Annotated in this window: 18 protein-coding genes and 1 pseudogene; 8 read left to right on the forward strand and 11 right to left on the reverse strand. The window is 64.3% G+C overall.

Annotation, left to right across the window (positions count from 1 at the left end; all coding sequences use genetic code 11):
• Positions 1-144 precede the first annotated feature (144 nt).
• The 5 genes from J4G43_RS20635 to J4G43_RS20655 all read left to right on the forward strand — a co-directional run bounded on the left by J4G43_RS20635 (position 145) and on the right by J4G43_RS20655 (position 3068).
• Positions 145-525 carry a nuclear transport factor 2 family protein gene (locus tag J4G43_RS20635; protein ID WP_208071012.1) on the forward strand — a complete coding sequence of 127 codons (381 nt, stop codon included), beginning with the start codon at positions 145-147 and terminating at the stop codon, positions 523-525.
• A 453-nt stretch (positions 526-978) separates the two neighbouring features.
• The gene (locus J4G43_RS20640) at positions 979-1452 is read left to right on the forward strand and encodes a TerB family tellurite resistance protein (protein ID WP_208086107.1); all 474 of its coding nucleotides are present in this window, start codon (positions 979-981) and stop codon (positions 1450-1452) included.
• A gap of 2 nt (positions 1453-1454) precedes the next feature.
• Positions 1455-1817 (forward strand): hypothetical protein, encoded by a 363-nt coding sequence (locus tag J4G43_RS20645; protein WP_208086108.1) that lies wholly within the window; start codon positions 1455-1457, stop codon positions 1815-1817.
• Positions 1814-2449, forward strand: a complete 636-nt coding sequence (locus tag J4G43_RS20650; RefSeq protein WP_063984006.1) for a TerC family protein — start codon at positions 1814-1816, stop codon at positions 2447-2449. The genes J4G43_RS20645 and J4G43_RS20650 overlap by 4 nt, the downstream gene beginning before the upstream one ends.
• Positions 2450-2483: 34 nt before the next feature.
• A complete protein-coding gene (locus tag J4G43_RS20655) occupies positions 2484-3068 on the forward strand; it encodes a TIGR00645 family protein (RefSeq protein WP_208086109.1) in 585 nt (194 codons plus the stop codon).
• Between the two features lie 14 nt (positions 3069-3082).
• Here the strand turns inward: J4G43_RS20655 and J4G43_RS20660 are convergent, their stop codons facing one another.
• The 3 genes from J4G43_RS20660 to J4G43_RS20670 all read right to left on the reverse strand — a co-directional run bounded on the left by J4G43_RS20660 (position 3083) and on the right by J4G43_RS20670 (position 6264).
• A complete protein-coding gene (locus tag J4G43_RS20660) occupies positions 3083-4051 on the reverse strand; it encodes a helix-turn-helix domain-containing protein (protein WP_208086110.1) in 969 nt (322 codons plus the stop codon).
• A 175-nt stretch (positions 4052-4226) separates the two neighbouring features.
• Positions 4227-4787, reverse strand: a complete 561-nt coding sequence (locus J4G43_RS20665) for a DUF2478 domain-containing protein (protein WP_208086111.1) — start codon at positions 4785-4787, stop codon at positions 4227-4229.
• 67 nt (positions 4788-4854) lie between these two features.
• Positions 4855-6264: an aldehyde dehydrogenase family protein gene (locus tag J4G43_RS20670; RefSeq protein ID WP_208086112.1), complete on the reverse strand. Its 1410-nt coding sequence runs from the start codon at positions 6262-6264 to the stop codon at positions 4855-4857.
• Between the two features lie 183 nt (positions 6265-6447).
• Here J4G43_RS20670 and J4G43_RS20675 point away from each other — a divergent pair, with 183 nt between their 5' ends.
• Complete coding sequence (locus J4G43_RS20675; protein ID WP_028159380.1) at positions 6448-6825, forward strand: hypothetical protein; 378 nt, start codon at positions 6448-6450, stop codon at positions 6823-6825.
• Between the two features lie 156 nt (positions 6826-6981).
• A pseudogene (locus J4G43_RS20680) lies at positions 6982-7968 on the forward strand (cysteine synthase A).
• A 28-nt stretch (positions 7969-7996) separates the two neighbouring features.
• Here the strand turns inward: J4G43_RS20680 and J4G43_RS20685 are convergent.
• The 7 genes from J4G43_RS20685 to J4G43_RS20715 all read right to left on the reverse strand — a co-directional run bounded on the left by J4G43_RS20685 (position 7997) and on the right by J4G43_RS20715 (position 14695).
• Complete coding sequence (locus J4G43_RS20685; RefSeq protein ID WP_208086113.1) at positions 7997-8371, reverse strand: winged helix-turn-helix domain-containing protein; 375 nt, start codon at positions 8369-8371, stop codon at positions 7997-7999.
• 146 nt (positions 8372-8517) lie between these two features.
• Positions 8518-9729, reverse strand: a complete 1212-nt coding sequence (locus J4G43_RS20690; RefSeq protein WP_208086114.1) for an MFS transporter — start codon at positions 9727-9729, stop codon at positions 8518-8520.
• 118 nt (positions 9730-9847) lie between these two features.
• The gene (locus tag J4G43_RS20695; RefSeq protein WP_208086115.1) at positions 9848-10291 is read right to left on the reverse strand and encodes a cupin domain-containing protein; all 444 of its coding nucleotides are present in this window, start codon (positions 10289-10291) and stop codon (positions 9848-9850) included.
• Positions 10292-10316: 25 nt separating this feature from the next.
• Positions 10317-11117, reverse strand: a complete 801-nt coding sequence (locus J4G43_RS20700; RefSeq protein WP_208086116.1) for an alpha/beta fold hydrolase — start codon at positions 11115-11117, stop codon at positions 10317-10319.
• A gap of 42 nt (positions 11118-11159) precedes the next feature.
• Positions 11160-11708, reverse strand: coding sequence for an NAD(P)H-dependent oxidoreductase (locus J4G43_RS20705; RefSeq protein ID WP_208086117.1), 549 nt, complete (start codon positions 11706-11708; stop codon positions 11160-11162).
• Positions 11709-11736: 28 nt separating this feature from the next.
• Positions 11737-12969 carry an acyl-CoA dehydrogenase family protein gene (locus J4G43_RS20710; protein ID WP_208086118.1) on the reverse strand — a complete coding sequence of 411 codons (1233 nt, stop codon included), beginning with the start codon at positions 12967-12969 and terminating at the stop codon, positions 11737-11739.
• Positions 12970-13351: 382 nt separating this feature from the next.
• A complete protein-coding gene (locus J4G43_RS20715; RefSeq protein ID WP_208086119.1) occupies positions 13352-14695 on the reverse strand; it encodes an IS1380-like element ISBdi2 family transposase in 1344 nt (447 codons plus the stop codon).
• 328 nt (positions 14696-15023) lie between these two features.
• Between J4G43_RS20715 and J4G43_RS20720 the strand changes: the two genes are divergently transcribed.
• Positions 15024-15815 carry a response regulator transcription factor gene (locus J4G43_RS20720; protein ID WP_155795275.1) on the forward strand — a complete coding sequence of 264 codons (792 nt, stop codon included), beginning with the start codon at positions 15024-15026 and terminating at the stop codon, positions 15813-15815.
• Between the two features lie 126 nt (positions 15816-15941).
• On the opposite strand, the gene J4G43_RS20725 is transcribed toward J4G43_RS20720, so the two are convergent.
• A complete protein-coding gene (locus J4G43_RS20725; protein WP_208086120.1) occupies positions 15942-17024 on the reverse strand; it encodes a substrate-binding domain-containing protein in 1083 nt (360 codons plus the stop codon).
• Positions 17025-17083 lie beyond the last annotated feature (59 nt).

A 17083-nucleotide genomic window follows, 5' to 3' on the forward strand; every position in this document is an offset into this window, starting at 1 on the left:
CGGATTCCAGGTCGCTGCAATGCCAATCTGCATCCATGTCGGAATTTTGGCCCGTTAGTCGTTGTTAGACGTTGCTAGCCGGTCTTGTCGCCGGCTGTCCGCGCCCCGATCTGGGGAGCAGACACCGCAAGACGGGAGATCGCGATGGATGATCAGGCGATACTGGCGGCCCTTCAGCGCCATTGGGCTGCGTCGGACGCGAATGATTTCGAGGCCGAGCATGACATCTACCGCGAGGACGCCGTGCTCGACTATCCGCAGTCCGGCGAGCGCATCCGCGGCCGCAGGACGATTCAGGAGAGCCGGTTCGTGCAGCCCAACAAGAAGCGCTTCACGGTCCGCCGGATCGTCGGCGGCGGCGATCTCTGGGTGAGCGAGTTCGTGCTGACCTATGACGGCGTGCCGTCCTATGTCGTCAGCATCATGGAATTCCGCGAAGGACTGGTGGCGCACGAGACGCAATATTTCGGCGAGAGGTTCGATCCCGCACCGTCGCGCGCGCATCTTGTCGAGGTCGTGAGGTAGGTTGCGCGTCAAACGGCGGTCTCGTGCCCCGGACGCAGCGTAGCGCCTCTTCGGCGGTGCGCTGCTGAACCGGGGCCCATATTGCGGCGGAATGCTTGGCCTTCTGGGTCCCGGCTCTGCGCAACAACGCGAAGGGCGTTGCAGCGCGTCCGGGACACGGAGAGACGCGCACTATTGCTTAACCACATCCAGCAACACGGAACCCGATGCGGCGGCTGGTCGCAGTCTTGTTGCCTTGATTCCGGCCCACCCATCTTTATGTCTGGAGCGAACAAGAATCCGGGCCCCTCTGGCGAGGACGCCGACCATGTCGGCAAAACCTCGCGATGTCGGATGACCTGTCCCGCGCGAATGCGATGGATCGGCCGATCGTCGGGCCTTCTCGAGTTCTCTCCGACTCAATCGTCCCCATCGCAGCCCCGCGCGGTCATTTCGCAACGTAAGGGAGCTACGATGTCCGACGCCGCCACTTCAAATCCGACCGAGATCGAGATCACAGAACCGTCCAGGCTGAACGAGCAGGCTGCGGTCGCGTTGGTGATCGCCGGCGCGCTCGTCGCCGTCGCCGACCGGCGCGTTTCGCCGGTCGAGCGCGACGAGGTGATCCGCTTCATCAGGGATCGCGGGCTGGCGCCGCACATGAGTGACGACCGGCTGTTTGCGATATTCGACGAACTGGCGGAACGGCTCGAGGAGCCCGACTTTGCCAATGTGGTGATCGACACGTTGCGTCCGGTCTCGGACCTGCCGCTGTCGGCCCATTTGATGGAACTGTCGGAGCGCGTCGCGGCTGCGGACGAGGACGTGCATCCCCATGAGGTGCAGGCGATCAAGCTGTTGCGCCTGCTGACGCTCGTGCTGCCGCGCGCAAAGCCGGTGGCGCCGGGCAGCGCAGGCATTGAACGGCGCGCCGCCGCGCAGGAGTGAGCATGAGCACAGCATCGGACGAGCGGACGACAGGAAACCTGGTCACCACCCGCCAGATGGCCGGTGGCGACCCGCGTCTCGACAAGCTCGTCCGCCGCCTGCCGGCGCGCATGGGCGACACCGTCACCTATCTGCTCAAACCGTCCAGCCGCTGGGTGAGGATCCCTTCGGGCGCGCTGCTCATCGTTGGCGGCGTGCTCTCCTTCCTGCCGGTGCTCGGAGTCTGGATGCTGCCGCTCGGCCTCGCACTGCTCGCCGAAGACGTCCCGGCGTTGCGCGCCTCGCGCTCCAAGGTCCTGGATTGGGTCGAGCGGAAGAAGCCGCAATGGCTCGATCCGTCTGCATCGAAAAATGATCAATCATGACTGAATTCATCACCGCCGACGCGCTGACCGCGCTGCTCCAGGTCATCCTGATCGACCTCGTGCTCGCCGGCGACAATGCCGTCGTCATCGGCCTTGCCGCCGCCGGCCTGCCGGCCGAGCAGCGCCGCCGCGCCATTATCGTCGGCATCGTCGCTGCCACAGCCTTGCGGATCGTCTTTGCCGGCGTCGCGACCCAGCTCCTGCAGGTGATCGGCCTGCTGCTCGCCGGCGGCGTGCTGTTGCTATGGGTGTGCTGGAAGATGTGGCGCGAGCTGCGCGAGCAGTCCGCGCACACCGAGCTCTCGTTGAGCCATGGCGGCAGCGCGGGCAGCGCACCGGCGTCGCGCAAGACCTTCGGGCAGGCGGCGTTGCAGATCGTCGCCGCCGACGTCTCGATGTCGCTGGACAACGTGCTCGCGGTCGCAGGCGCCGCGCGCGAGCATCCCTACATCCTCGCGTTCGGACTGTTGCTGTCGGTCGCGATGATGGGCGTCGCCGCCGATCTGCTCGGCCGGGTGTTGCAGAAGCAGCGCTGGATCGCCTATGTCGGTCTCGCCATCATCGTTTACGTCGCCTTCGAGATGATCTATCGCGGTTCGCTCGAACTCGCGCCCGTCATCGCGAGTCTCTGAGGCGACAATTCCTGCCTGCAATCCGGAGTGATCCATGACGTCTGAACCCAAAGCACCTTCGGCGCACGCCGGGCCGCGACCGAAAATCGGCCCATTCGCCCAACTCATCTTTGGCTCGCGCTGGCTGCAAGTGCCGCTCTATGTCGGCCTCATCGTCGCGCAGGGCGTCTACGTGCTGCTGTTCCTGAAAGAGCTCTGGCACCTGGTCGCGCACTCGTTCGACGCCAGCGAGCAGCAGATCATGCTGGTCGTGCTCGGACTGATCGACGTCGTCATGATCTCGAACCTGCTGGTGATGGTGATCGTCGGCGGCTACGAGACCTTCGTCTCGCGCCTGAACCTGAATGGGCATCCGGACGAGCCGGAATGGCTGAGCCACGTCAATGCCAGCGTGCTGAAGATCAAGCTCGCGATGGCGATCATCGGCATTTCCTCGATCTCGCTGCTCAGGACCTTCATCGAGGCCGGCAATCTCGGCACCACGCGCAGCAATTTCACCGAGTCCGGCGTGATGTGGCAGGTGCTGATCCACCTGACCTTCATCATTTCCGCGATCGGTATCGCCTGGGTCGACCGCATTAGCGAGAGCGGGCACCGCAAAGAGAACGGTCGCGCCTGAGGGGCGATCCGCTCTCAGGCGCCGATGGCCAGATGCAACGGACGGCGTCCGCGTGCCAGCGTCTCGGACGGCGCTTCGCCGAAGGCCAGTCTGTAGCTCCTTGAGAAGTCGCCCAGGTGCCAAAAGCCGTTGCCGAGCGCGGCGGCCTTGACGGTCAAGCCATCGCCCCCGGTCATGAGTTGGACGCGAACGGCCCACAACCGTTTGAGGCGTAGATAGTGGTGCAGGCTCACGCCGTGCACCGCGTGCGTCGCGACCTGGAGCGTGCGCACGGACACGCCGAGCGCGGCGGCGAGGTCGTCGCTGTAGAGCGGCTTGCTGCCGAACAGCGCAACGACGTCGTCGAGATGCGCGATCAGCTTGCGGTGCTTGTCGAATGAACCGGGGCGGGCGCTGCGTGCGCCTGCCGGCAGCAGGGTGGCGTCGAGGCCGGCGAGCAGCGTTTCCTGGATCGGGCGGTAGAGCGCCTCGAATTGCCGGGGATCGTTGCATGCCGACGCCAGCGAGAACATCTCCACGATAGCCGCGCGCAGGCGCGTCATCGGATCGTCCTGCGTGCGGACATAGGCGAGGCCGGTGTCGAAATCCGCCCAGCCGCGATGGCGCATGTCCGAGTTGAAGCGCAGCATCAGGTAAGTGTTGGGATGATGCTCGATCGCCTTGACGGGGGCTTTGCCGCGCATGACGGCGATCATCGAACTATCGACCTCGCGGCCATTGGCGATGGAGTGAAAGGTGAGGGGAACAACGAGGCCGACGCCGTTGTCCGTGCCGATCTCGGCCTCAAACCGCCGTGCAAAGGAGCGCTGGAGCACGAAGAGCCCGTCGCGGAGCGGCAGGATGGCGCGAGACAGCGAGAATTCCCGCGGATGGAGCGGCGTGCTGGTGCCGAGACCGAGCACCTCGTTGGCGCGAAATTCGTCGAAGTCCGAGAAGCGCTCGACGCCGAGGACGCGCGATGGCTTTAGCCGACGTACCGGCATTCGGGATCCCAGGGCATGTCGGGGTGAGCGGGTTGAATCCGCAGAAGCGTATCAGAGGCCCGACCGTCGGCCATATTCCGGGAAACTACTGCCTGCGCAGCGGCGACAGGGGAAGTCGGCGCGCTGCTGTGAAGACTTCACGGACAAGTACGCGAGTCCGGCAGGCTCAGATCGTTTACTTCAGAATTTCGCACACCGTAGGATGTGATCCGACGTCAAGCTGCGCGTTGCTTGTGGAGATGCTCCGCCACCACGCCTCCAACGCGTCGCGTTCGCAGCCGAGCCTGACGCTCATGCCGCCGGCGAACTTGATCCAGTCGGCGAAATGGTCTCTGCCGACCGCGATCACCACGGGAATGTCGGCGCCCAGCGCGCGTCCAATCAGATGGGACAGGCCCTTGCCGTCGCGTTCGCGCTTGCCGAAGCGGTTGATGATGACGAGATCGGCGCCATGCGAGAGGGCGTCCGCGATCCGCATCCCCGCATTTTGCAGCCGCGCGAGATCGAGCCGGCAGCCGCGCGCGGCCGGATCGAAATCCTGCGCGAGCAGAAGCGTCTCGCCGCTGTGAAGCAGCACGGCCGACAGGCTCGAATCCGCGCATTGGCCGGCCTGAACCATGCCGACGACGCGACAGCCACGCGCATTCAGATCCGCCGCAAAGCTGCGCAGGACCGCGTCGGGGTCCTGATGCGCCTCGTAGACGAGGGCGGCGAGGTCGCATTGCGCATCGAACATGGTCGGCCTCCGTTTGATGGCAAAGAATTGGGGCCGCGACGTTTCCGCCGCGGCCCCGGTTTTCCGATCAGGCCGCCGGCGGGCCGTTGATGATCTGCAGCTGTGTGAACTCGGCGAGACCTTCCTCGGCGAATTCAGTGCCGATGCCCGACTGCTTGGCGCCGCCGAACGGGATGTGCGGGGCCATGTCGAGGTGCTTGTTGATCCAGACCGTGCCGGACTCGAGCTGCGTTGCGACCTCGTGTGCGCGCTTGATGTCGGACGACCAGACCGACGCGCCGAGGCCGTAGGTGGTGGCGTTGGCGCGGCGGATCGCATCGTTCTTGTCGGAGTACTTGATCAGCGGCAGCACCGGGCCGAACTGCTCCTCGTCGACCAGTTTCGAGCCTTCCTGGATGTCGCGCACGATGGTCGGCTCGATGAAATAGCCGGGACGGTCCATCGCCGAACCGCCGGCGACCACCTTGCCGTTCTTGCGGGCGTCCTCGAGGAACGTCTTCACCTTCTCGTACTGCATCTTGTTCTGCAGCGGCCCGAGCTTGGTGCCCTGCTTGGCGCCGTCGTCGACCACCGTGCTCTTGGCGATCGCGACCAGCTCGTTGCAGAGCTCGTCATAGACGGACTCGTGGACGTAGAGCCGCTTGATGGCGAGGCAGACCTGGCCGGAGTTCTGGAACGCGCCCTCGAAGATGCCGGGAGCGACCTTCTTCGGGTCGACATCGTCGAGCACGATACCGGCGTCGTTGCCGCCGAGCTCCAGCGTGATGCGCTTGAGCGTCTGCGCCGCGCTCGCCATCACCTTCTGCCCGGTGGCGGAGGAACCGGTGAACGAGATCTTGCGGATATCAGGGTGCTTGGTCATCTCGCCGCCGAGGTCGTTGGCGTCGGTGATGAAGTTGAGCACGCCCTTCGGCAGGACGTCCTTGATCAGCTCGGCGAAGCGCAGGGTCGCCAGCGGCGTTGTCGGCGCCGGCTTCACCACCAGCGTGTTGCCGGCGAGCAGGGCCGACGGCAGCTTGAAGCTGAGGATCAGGAGCGGATAGTTCCAGGGAATGATGGCGCCGACGACGCCGAGCGGGCGGCGATAGGCTTCCACCTTGCGGTCACCGGAATCCTCGATCACCTTCATCGGCAATTCGAGCGAGCTGAGGTAGCGGAAGAACGCGGCCATGCCGAGGACTTCGCCAGTGGCGTCGCCAAGCGGCTTGCCTTGCTCGCTGGTGAGGATGTGGGCGAGCTCTCCCGAATTGGCCTCGATCACGTCGGCCATCTCGTTCACGAGCTTGCGGCGTTCCACCATCGGGGTCGCGGCCCAGGCCGGGAAGGCGGCCTTCGCCGCGGCGACGGCGGCATCAAGCTGCGCCTTCGAGGCACGCGGGCACTGCGCCAGCACCTCTTCGGTCGCGGGATTGAGAACCGGCATGGTCTGGTCGCCGGGCACCATCTTGCCGTCGATGAGAAGATTGTAGTCACTCATTGGCTTTGCGCTCCCTTGCAGAAACGGGCCGTTCGGGGCCTCGTTATATCGAACTATATATCACGACTTCGCCGGGCCGACCATGGCGGCCGGTTCGATCAATTCCAGAAAAGCAGGGCTGGACGCGGGTGGACATATCGATATATCGTGATGAATATAGCGAACCGTGTTCCGGGACCGACGATGGAAATCAAGGTGAGGCAGCTCACGACCTGCGAGGTGGCGTCCGACGGCGGTGCGATCTCGCTGGGCTTCGAGGATCTGGCGGGCAACCCCGCCGCGGTCAGCGTCTCGCTCAACCAGGTCGGCGCCCTCATCATGACGCTGCCCGGGCTGCTCGAGGCGGCGTTGAAGGCCCGCTACGGCGACCAGAGCCTGCGCTACGCCTATCCGCTGGCGTCTTGGGCGATCGAGCAGGCGACCGACACGACCCAGCGCATCATCACGCTTCAGACCGAGGACGGCTTCAAGGTGCGCTTCTCGATCCCGAAAGCCGAGCAGAGCCTGCTCGGCGAAGCGCTGACCCAGCCGATGCCGGAAATGTCGGTGCGGCCGAACTAGCGGCTTCGGCCAAAGGCGCAAACAAAACACCGCCTAAGAATGGAATTGCCGGTTGGGCCGGTCGAACGCCGGAAATGTTGCACGCGTCGCCTGAACTAGAGAATCGCTTTGCCTGTTCGCCAGCCTAAAGTTGCGGGCGTGCAGAGGTGGCAAGCGATGAGCGACGTTCGAACGGGTTTCCTGGACGCTATCGGCAACACGCCATTGATCAGGCTGCGAATGCCGTCGGAAGCCACGGGTTGCGAGATCTATGGCAAGGCCGAATTTCTCAATCCCGGCGGCTCGATCAAGGATCGCGCGGCGCTGGCCATGATCAACGATGCCGAACGATGCGGCAAGCTTGGGCCAGGAGGCGTCATCGTCGAAGGAACAGCCGGCAATGTCGGAATCGGCATAGCGCTCGTGGCGAATGCACGCGGCTATCGGAGCGTGATCGTGATGCCTGACACGCAAAGTCAGGAGAAGAAGGACATGTTGCGGTTGTGCGGCGCCGACCTGCGCCTGGTGCCGGCCGTTCCCTATTCCAATCCCGGTCATTACGCGCGCTATTCCGGTCAGCTCGCCGAGGAGCTCGGTGCTTTCTAGGCCAATCAGTTCGACAATGTCGCCAATCGGGAGGGGCACTATCGCACGACCGGTCCCGAGATTTGGCGGCAAACGGATGGAAGAATCGACGGCTTCACATGTGCCGTCGGGAGCGGCGGTACCTTGGGTGGGATCGCGCGAGCCCTCAAGGAGCGAAATCCCGGCATCAAGATTGCGCTCAGCGATCCCATGGGGGCCGCTCTCTACAATTGGTTCACCAAAGGCGAGCTGACGACAGAGGGAGACTCCATTACCGAAGGGATCGGGCAAGTCCGTGTCACCCGAAACCTCGAAGGCACCCCCATCGATACGGCATATCAGATTACGGACGAGGAAGCCTTGCCTGTCCTGTTCGACCTGATCGAGCATGAAGGACTGGTGTTGGGCGGCTCAAGCGCGATCAATATCGTTGGAGCCATGCGACTTGCGCGCGACCTCGGTCCAGGCAAAACCATCGTGACCATCCTCGCGGATGGCGGACAGCGCTATCAATCCAAGCTGTTCAACCCGGAATTCCTGCGCAAGAAAAATCTGCCCCTGCCACACTGGATGCGATAGTGAGCCGCCAGGATGCGCGCCCGTCCGTTCACGATTTCCGCGAACGGCCGATGTCGCTCTTGAGCGCTTCCAGCTCCTTGTGCACGGCGCGCGCGGCGTCGCGTTCGATCTTGCGGTAGCGCGCAACAAGTTTGTCGCCGAAGGGAGTGAGCATCGCGCCGCCGCCGTTCTTGCCGCCGGCCTGCGGCTCGACCACGGGATGTCCGCAAATGCGGTTGATCTCGTCCACGAGATCCCAGGCACGCTTGTAGGACATGTCCATGGCGCGGCCGGCCGCCGAGATCGAGCCTTGCTCGCGGATCTGCTCCAAAAGCTCGATCTTGCCGGGCCCGATCCGATCCTCGCCGTCGAGGTCGATACGCAGACTCAGCTGGGGAAGCGATTTGGCGCTCGCGCGCGACATGATGGGGTCTCTTGGGGCACTTGCATGCGAGATTGCCACTCTTGCCCGCCGCGGACAAGGTGAGGGCGCCCGATTTCCCAAAAGATGGACCTTTGTCGAGGTCCCAAGGGCACGGGCTTCAGCCCCGTGCCCTTGATCGCTGCATCTTATTCCGCGGGGCTTCCGACCACCGCGCCCTGACTGACGTCCTCGCGGGCGAGGATCATCAAAAGGCCGACGATGATGAGCTCGACCACCGCGAAAGCAATGAAGGCGCCGGTGAACGAGCCGGCCGAGGCGTTGATGATGGCGCCCATCATCCAGGGCGCCACGAAGGCCGAGAAGATGCCAAATACCTCGGCGTATCCAATCGCGGCCGGTGCGAGCGCGTCGGAGTATTTTTCGCTGAGCAGGGCGAAGATAGCGCCGCCGCCGAGCAGCGCGATACCGCTGAGTGCTGCAAACAGCACCAGCATCGAGAACGACATCGGTGTGACCACGCTCCACAGGAACATCAGCGCGGTCAGGAAAGCGAGACATGCGGTGAGTTTGATCATGAAGGGCTTGCCGAGCCGATCGGACATGTAGCCGCCAATCACCAGGAATAGCACCTGCGACAACCCCATGACGGTGCCGATGACAGCGCCGGCTTCCGGCGGCATGTGCTGTACTGTGATGAAGGCCGGTACCACCCAGGTGGCGGTGCCGGCGATCGCGAAGGTGCAGGCTACGATGCCGAAGCCGCCGACCGCGATCCATTTCGAGCGGAAGATCTCGCCGAGCGGCAGGTGCCCCTGCGATGTTTCGTTGCCCCAGGTGAAACCGCCGATGCCGAGCTCGCGCGGATCGTTGCGGACGACGAGTGCGTCGACGGCTGCAACGAGCAGCGTGCCGATTGCCAGCACGGCGAAGAAGGTCCGCCAACCGGTCGCAATCGTCAGGGGAATGCCGAGCGCGAAATCCATGGTGATGGCGAGGCTGTAGGCGGCGAGGATGATGCCTACCACCGAGCCACGCCGACTTTGCGGAAACCAGCCGAAGATCAGCTTCATGTTGCCGATGAAGATGCCGGCGTCGAAGAAGCCGATCACGAGCCGGAGCATCACGAGCTGTGTGTAGCTTTGTACGAACACCTGGAGCACCATGCCGATACCAGTGCCCGCAAGCCCGATCAGCAGCATGTTGCGCGCCGTCATCGACCGGCTGACCGGAGACCACACCACCATGCCGATACCGTAGGTCAGCGCAAAGATGCCTTGCGCAAGACCGGCCTCCGCAGGATTGAGCTTGAGGCTCTCGGAGACGAAGGGCAGTACGGCCGCGAAGGCATACCAGTCGGCGGCGAGAAAGATCTCGCAGAGGATGGCGAGGGCCAGCATGCCTTTTTGCCACCGGGCTATCCGACGGCGGTCGTTCTCGGAGATGGACGTCCAAGTTGTTGTCAGCATGGTCATCATCGGTTCTCGCGGTTTGCGTGTCGACGGAATCGGCGTGGCCTCAGGCGGGCGGCGGCAGGAAGTTGACCTCGTGTTCGGCGGCACGTCGCACGACCTCCTGCGGATCGGGGAGATTGTGGATGCGCTCGAACAGCTCTTTCAGCGACCGCGTCGGTGCGACCCAGAACAGGCTGGTGGCGGTTTCACCCGACTTGTTGAAAATGCCGTGGGGGATGCCCTTGGGCATGCGGACGAGGTCGCCGGCCTTGGCGACAAAGTCCTTGCCGTCGAGCCAGAGGTCGTAGCGGCCGCTCAGCACATAGACGAATTCATCCTGAGTCGGATGCACGTGCGGCGGCACGAAGGTGCCATCCGGAAACACGGCATGCCAGGCCATCGACGCCTCGGAATGCTGCTTCAGCGTGTAGGTCTGGCCCAGAATGTTCCAGATGACGTTGCCAAAGCCTTCTTTCTCAGGGGTCACGCCCGGAGGCATCTCGATCATGGTGGTGTCCTCTGTTGTGTGCGGATCAATCGGCGAGAAAATCGGTGACGAAGTGTGCGGAAGATGGCGTTTCCTCGAACACGAGATGACCGGTCGCCGGCACCAGCGTCACGCGTGCGTCGGGGAGCCCTGCTTTCCAGGCATCTGCCTGGGCGGTCGGGCGCAAACGATCTGCGGCCCCCCAGAGCACCAGCGTCGGCATCGTGATCCGATGCAGCCAGTGCGCGAGCTTGGGATTGCCCTGCGGTTCGCTGCGGATCAGCTTGGCAAAGCCCGTGACCTCGCGTCCAAGCCGGGCGTCGAAGGCCGGATCGGGCGCCTTGGGAAAGTAACGGAGTGCCGCGGCCGGATCGTGCGCGAGATAGGCTGGCAGTTCTTGCGGTGCGATCTCGAACAATCCGGGCGCGGGCGCGCTTCCGACCACAAGACCGGCGGGCGCAACCAGCACCAGCTTGCGGACCCGATGCGGCTGACGGATCGCGAACTCCGCGGCAAGCCATCCGCCGAGGGAGAACCCGGCGAGGTCGAACTGCTCAAGGCCAAGCTTGTCGAACAGATCCATGTAGTGAAGGACGTGATCCTCGACGGTGTCGATCGTCTCGGCGTCGCCGGAGTCGCCAAAGCCCGCATGATAGGGGATGATGACCGTGTGCCGCTTCGCCCAATCGCGCGCCATCTCGAAGCCGGTGAAGGTGCCGGTGCCGTGCAGGAACACCAGCACCGGGCCGCTGCCGATGCTGTGAACGACGGTCCGCACGCCGTTGATCGTATGTTCCGCGCGGGAGAAGCCGGTGAGATCGGGCGAGGGTTTGACGGTATCAAGCATGGTCATCTCCGGTTGAAGGCGGCAGAGCCGGGCGTTGGTGAGTCATGCGGCGGCTTCCTGGCGACCGCTGAGAAGTGAGGCGAATTGTTCGACGGCGTTGGCGAGCCGCGCGGCCGTCATTGGTGCGAGCGGCTCGCCTGGTACGATCTCGCCGCTGCTGGTGTAGATCGCCGTCGAAACGGTGCAGGCTTCGAAGAAGCCGAACAGCGGGCGGAGCTGGTGCTCGACCACCAGCGAGTGGCGCAGGCCGCCGCCGACCGCGGTCAGCAGCACCGGGCGGTTGCGCAGCACGCTGGGTTCGATCAAGTCGAATATGTGCTTGAACAATCCGGGATAGGAGCCCTGGAACACCGGGCATCCTATCACGAGGCCATCGGCCTGTTCGATGGCCTCGACGACGGCGCGCGCATTGTCATCGAGTGCGGTCCGGGTGAAGCCGGCGATGCCGCAACCGGCATCGACAAGGTCGAGGACGGTGGTCTTCAGTCCATGCTGCGCCTGAAGATCGGCGGTGACGGCTTCCACCAGCATGCGCGACTTCGCCGGGCGCCAACTATTGCCGCAGAAGCCAACGATGCGGGATGTCCTCACCTCGACGCCCTCGTGTCTGGTCGCTTGCTCAGCCCGTCACCCCGAAGACCGTCCATTGCGCACCAGGGCCGGGGAGGCCGAGCAACGCACGGCCGCACTCTTCGACGATCTGGTCGGCCATCAGGATGTGCTGCGTGCCCGAATGGATGTCGCGATAGAACCGCTGCATCGGCGTGTTGTGCAGCGAGGCGCCGCGCGCGGCGCGATGCGCGAAGGTGGCGACATCCGACAGAACGTCGTGGACGTGGCGCAGTGACAGCTTGATCATCGTCATCTGCTCCAGCGACGGACTTTCACCGCCGGCACAAGTCCCCGAGACGTCCTTCCAGGTTTCGTGGACCAACGCACGTGCTGCGCGGAAACGAGCTTCGGCCTGCGCGAACTGGAACTTGAAGCTCGCGCTGTCGCGCGACTTGCCGAATGGATCCTGGCGCTGGACGATTACCTTGACGAGTTCGTCGAGCATGCGGCGGCCGACACCGACGGCCCAGGCGGAATGCGCCCAGGCGCTGTAGCCTGCCAGCCCCAGTGCACCCTGCACGCCACCTCGGCGCGGCGCACCAATGTCAAAATCGTAGGTCATGTGCGTGGGCACGAACAACTCGTCGCCCTCGCTCAAAGTGTAGTCGAAACTTCCCGTCGCGCGCAGGCCGAGCACGTCCCAATTGCCCATCAACTTGATGGTCGCGCGCGGATGGTGGGTGACCACGATCTTGGGCTGGCCGTTCGGGCCGAACACCATGTCCTTGCCGGATGCGTCGGTGACGAAGCAGCCTGAATGGACCCACTCGGCGTGCTGAATGCCGCTGCCATAGGCCCAGTTGCCACGGATCATGTAACCGCCATCGACCGGTCGGGCGAAGCCGCGCGGCACGCCGTTGCCGGCAATCGTGATGTCGGGCCCGCCCGCGAAGACTTTCTTGATGCCTTCGTCTTCGATGTAGATGGCGAGCGTCGTGCCTTCCATGTTGTTGCCGATGACGCACCAGCCGGCGGAGGCGTGTGCGTAAGCGAGCCGCTCGATCACGGTCATGGCGTCGTAAGGCAGAAGCTCGGCGCCGCCGACCTCCTTCGGGAACAGCATGGTGTAGATGCCGGCCTTGCGCAGCGCCGCCACCACGTCGTCAGTCAGATAGCCCTGTGCCTCGGCCTCCGCGGCCCTGGAGTCAACCAGCGGTAGCAGCGCGTCGAGGCGCGCATGGAACTCGGCCACCGTCGGGGTCGCGGAAGGTTTTACGGCGAGTTGCACGGAAGGGCTCATGGTCGGTGTCTCCACGTCGGGCTGTTGGTTCTTCGCGCAACGCTGCTGGACGCGAAGATCTGGGTCGGGCGGAACAGACGCCGGTCGCGGGCAAGACTCCGCCCACACGCGCCAACGCCTGTTGGTGCGCGCGACGAACGGCTCGCGTTGGTGTCGAAATGTCCCCGTCGGAACCGCGCGAACGTCGTTACGCGATCCCGATGGCCGGGATGCTAGCCCGTCCTATTCGTGAGAGTGCGGCTTTTGGGCCCGATTGATGCGGCCGCACATCTTGTCTGACGAGGCGCACAGGATTGCCTTCGGCTTTTCGCCGCCTGACGACCGGTACTTTGCAACGCGCTTGAGGGATGGGTTGGGCGAACGGGGGCGGACGCCCCGCCGGTCAAGGACCGAGCGGCAGCAGCGCGCCGGGCAAGCCGCAGATCAGGTCGGCTTCGGGACATGCCGCGGCAAACGCAAGGCGAATGCGGCTCGTGGTCTCGACGACACGGGCGGCGATTTTCAAGAGACGAAGACGCAGCGTCGCGAACTCGGCAGCGGCCAATTCCCGGGCTTTGGGAATGGCGTCGCGCACGGTCAGCATCAGCCAATAAGCGGCCGTATGGAGCACGAGACGGACCTGGTTGGCGAGCGCCGAACGGCAGCTGGTGCGATCGGAGGCGAGCTGCGTCTTATGCAGCTTGATCAGATTCTCGGCTTGGCCGCGCGCGCAATACAGGCTGTCGTAGATCCACTCGGCCGAGCCGACATCGAGGCTGGTGACGACGAAGCGGATGTCGAGGCCGAGCATCGTCGCCTCAATACGGGCGACAGTGCGCCGTTCGCGATCCCAGGACTTTGCCTTGTGGCGCGTCTCGGTATAGCCACGCAGAACCGGCAGGTTCTCGATGGCGCGTCGCGTGCGGATGTCGTCGGCGACCTCTTCGACTTTTCTGGCGAGAGGCTTGGTGCCGGACAGACCGAAGATGTAGTCGATGCCGTTGGTCTCGCACCACGCCATGGCCTCCGGCCGGGCATAGTGCCCGTCGCCACGGAACGTAATTTGCGTGTTGTGCCATCGCGTCCGGATATGCCGTACCAGGCGGCGCAGATGGGCACGCACCTCGACGCCGCCCGGCGTCTTGCCGGGCCGCAGCACGACGGCCACGGGCCGGCTCTTCTCCGTGTCGTAGACGTGGATCGGCAGAAAGCAGCGTTCATCATAATGAGCGTTGAACAGCGAGAGCTGCTGATGGCCGTGGACGACGTCGCAGGTATCATCGATGTCGAGCGTGACGGATGCCGGCTCGTGGGGGTAGCTATCCATCCATGCGTCGACCAAAATGTAGGTCAGTCGGATCACGTCGCGCAGGCGCGGAGCATTCTCCAGCCGCGACAGCGTCGGCTGGGAACACAAATCCCGGCCCGTGTCCGGTAGGCGACCGCAGGCCAGCTTGAATGCCGGATCGGACCGCAGATGATCGAGGTCGTCGGCGTCCTCGTAGCCGCAGCAGATCGCGAACATGCGCGCGCGGAACATATCGACCAGGCTGTGCACGACCCGCGTCGGATCGCGCCGATCCGGGAACACCCGGGCCAGATTGTCGGCCAAACCGAGACGCCGCTCGGCCATCGCCAGAAGCATCACGCCCCCGTTCGAGGTCAGGCGCCCACCATCGAAGGCAGCTGTGACTTTCTTGGCGTGAACGGCTGGAAACGAGAAGGGCGGAATCGTATCATCGGTCATGGCGGGCGTGGCGTTCGCGGTTGAAGGTGATGGGGTGGCTTCGCAACCGAATCCTACGCCGCATCAGCGCTTTACACCACGCTCGCCAGCCCTCAGGCGCACTCTTACGAATAAGACGGGCTAGAGATGAGGCGGCCAAAGCAGCAATCCCCCATCATGGGGGGTGTTGGCCATGCTGCTCTGCCGCAAAGCTGGGCCGGGAGAGCAGTGTTTTGCCGCTTCTTTTCGCTTGACCAAAGGTCAGGCGAGGCAGAAATTTTAAGCCTATAACAATCGGCAATGACGCGCGTGTGTCCGAGGGCACCGCGCGTTCGCGCGAGGAGTGGCGGTGAGAGCCGAGCAGGAGCATTTGGATGGTCTGCCCGAGCGCCAGCTCGCAGATCGGCTGATGTCCATCGCCGAGAGCCGCTCGGTGCGCGCGCTTGGCATTGCCTGCTGCTCGGCGATCACGGAATTGACGGGATCGCCGACCGTCGGCCTCTATTTGCTCGACGGGCTCGAACCGGAACTGGTCTACAGCCGGCACGTCGCAGAAGGCCTGCTCGACAATTACAGGGCCGGCTTCTGGAAGCGCGACCCCGTGCTCGACTGCATCATGACCCAAGGCCGCGCGGTCGACGGCGAAACGGTGATCGGTCCGCAGCAATGGCGGCACAGTCCGTCCTTCGAGATGCTGCACGAGTGGGGCTTTGCATACAACATGGGCGGCCCGTTGTGGTGCGGGCAGAAGATCGTCGGCGTGCTGTTTACGGCGACGACCGATACGGACGCGCCGTACACGATGCGGTCGCGGCAGCGCATGGAGATGCTGTGTCGGGCCGGCTCGCTCGCTTTGACCAACATGACGAACGCGGGCGCGATCGACGCCCATCCTGCCGCAATCCGCGTCCCCGAGCCGGCAGCGACGCCGGTGGCGACGCTCTCGGCATCGCTTCCGCCACGGTCCGCGGACGTCGCCATCCGGGTCTGCCGCGGCCAGACCAACAAGGAAATCGCTCGCGAGATGGGGATTTCCGATCAGACCGTGAAGGAGCACGTCGCGAACCTGTGCCGACGCTTCGGCGTGCACAACCGCACCGAGCTTGCGGCCTGCCTGCTGAGTCCGAGCGCTCGCCAATAAGGTGCCGCGCCGGATCAGATATGATTGACGATCAACTTGAGCGCGCCGGCGAAGATCGGCGGTTGCCGGTACTGCCCATGGCGCGCATCCCATCGGCCGGACGCGAGATCGTTGCCGAGCCGAGCATCACCGCACGGCGTGCATCTCCAGAAACGCCTTCACGCCGGTCACGTTGCCGGTATCCGACGGCACGTAGCCGGGCAGGGTGGCGACGGCGGCGCGGAAATCGGCGCTGCGCATGATCTCCAGGATGCGCTGCATCGGCCCGGTATCGAGGAAGGCGCGCTTGCAGACGAAGAAATAATCCTCGGTGAGGATGCGGATGAAATCGAGGCCGAAGTGGCGGGCGGCCGCCTCGACACCAAAGCTCGCATCCGCCATGCCGCTCGCGACATAGGCCGCGACGGCCGCGTGTGTGAACTCGATCTGCTGCGCGCCGTTGATCTTGCTCTCGTCGATGCCGTTCGCGGCAAGCAGCTGGTCGAACAACAGCCGCGTGCCGGAATCATGGTCGCGGTTGACGAAGCGGACTTTTGGTCCGGTGAGGTCTTGAAGCGAAGCGATGCGCAGCGGATTGCCGCGCGCGACCATCAGCCCCATCTCGCGCGTGACGAAACTGATGATGCGATCCTCGCGCGGGTCGAGCCATTCGCGCGCAGCCTTGATGCCTTGCGCGCGCAGCGCGCCGTGCGGCAGATGCAGGCCGGAGAGGTCGCAGGCGCCTTGCGCCAGCGCGACCAGCGAATGTTGGTTGCTGACATAGCGCAAATCGACGCCGATGCCGGGCTCGCGATCGAGGAATTCGCGCAATTTTGCCACGGCAAAGCCGTGGCTGGCATGAACGCGGATCACCGAAGGGCGCTGTTCGAGGAACGGCTTTATCTCGCTCGCCAGCTCCTGCGCCAGGTTTTCGAGCTGCGGCCCGAGCCGGGCCTGCATGCGCTCGCCGGCCCATACCAGCCGCTCGCCGAATGGCGTGAGCTTTGACCCCTTGCCGCGCTGGGTCTCGACCAGCGGCGTGCCGAAGAATTCCGACCATTGCTCGATCAGATTCCAGACGTGCCGGTAGGACAGGTGCACATCGCTGGCCGCGCTCGTGATCTTTCCGGTCTTCCGGATTTCGTTGAGCACGCCGAGCATCACCACCACGGTGCGCGGATTGCCTTCCCGGCGAAACCGCCAGACAGCCTCGATCTCGATCTGAAGCATGGGTCTTCCTTATGAACTTCGCTTCATATGTGAGGCGTCCATCGGCAAACCATATCATA

It is taken from the genome of Bradyrhizobium barranii subsp. barranii (assembly GCF_017565645.3).
Classification (GTDB): domain Bacteria; phylum Pseudomonadota; class Alphaproteobacteria; order Rhizobiales; family Xanthobacteraceae; genus Bradyrhizobium; species Bradyrhizobium barranii.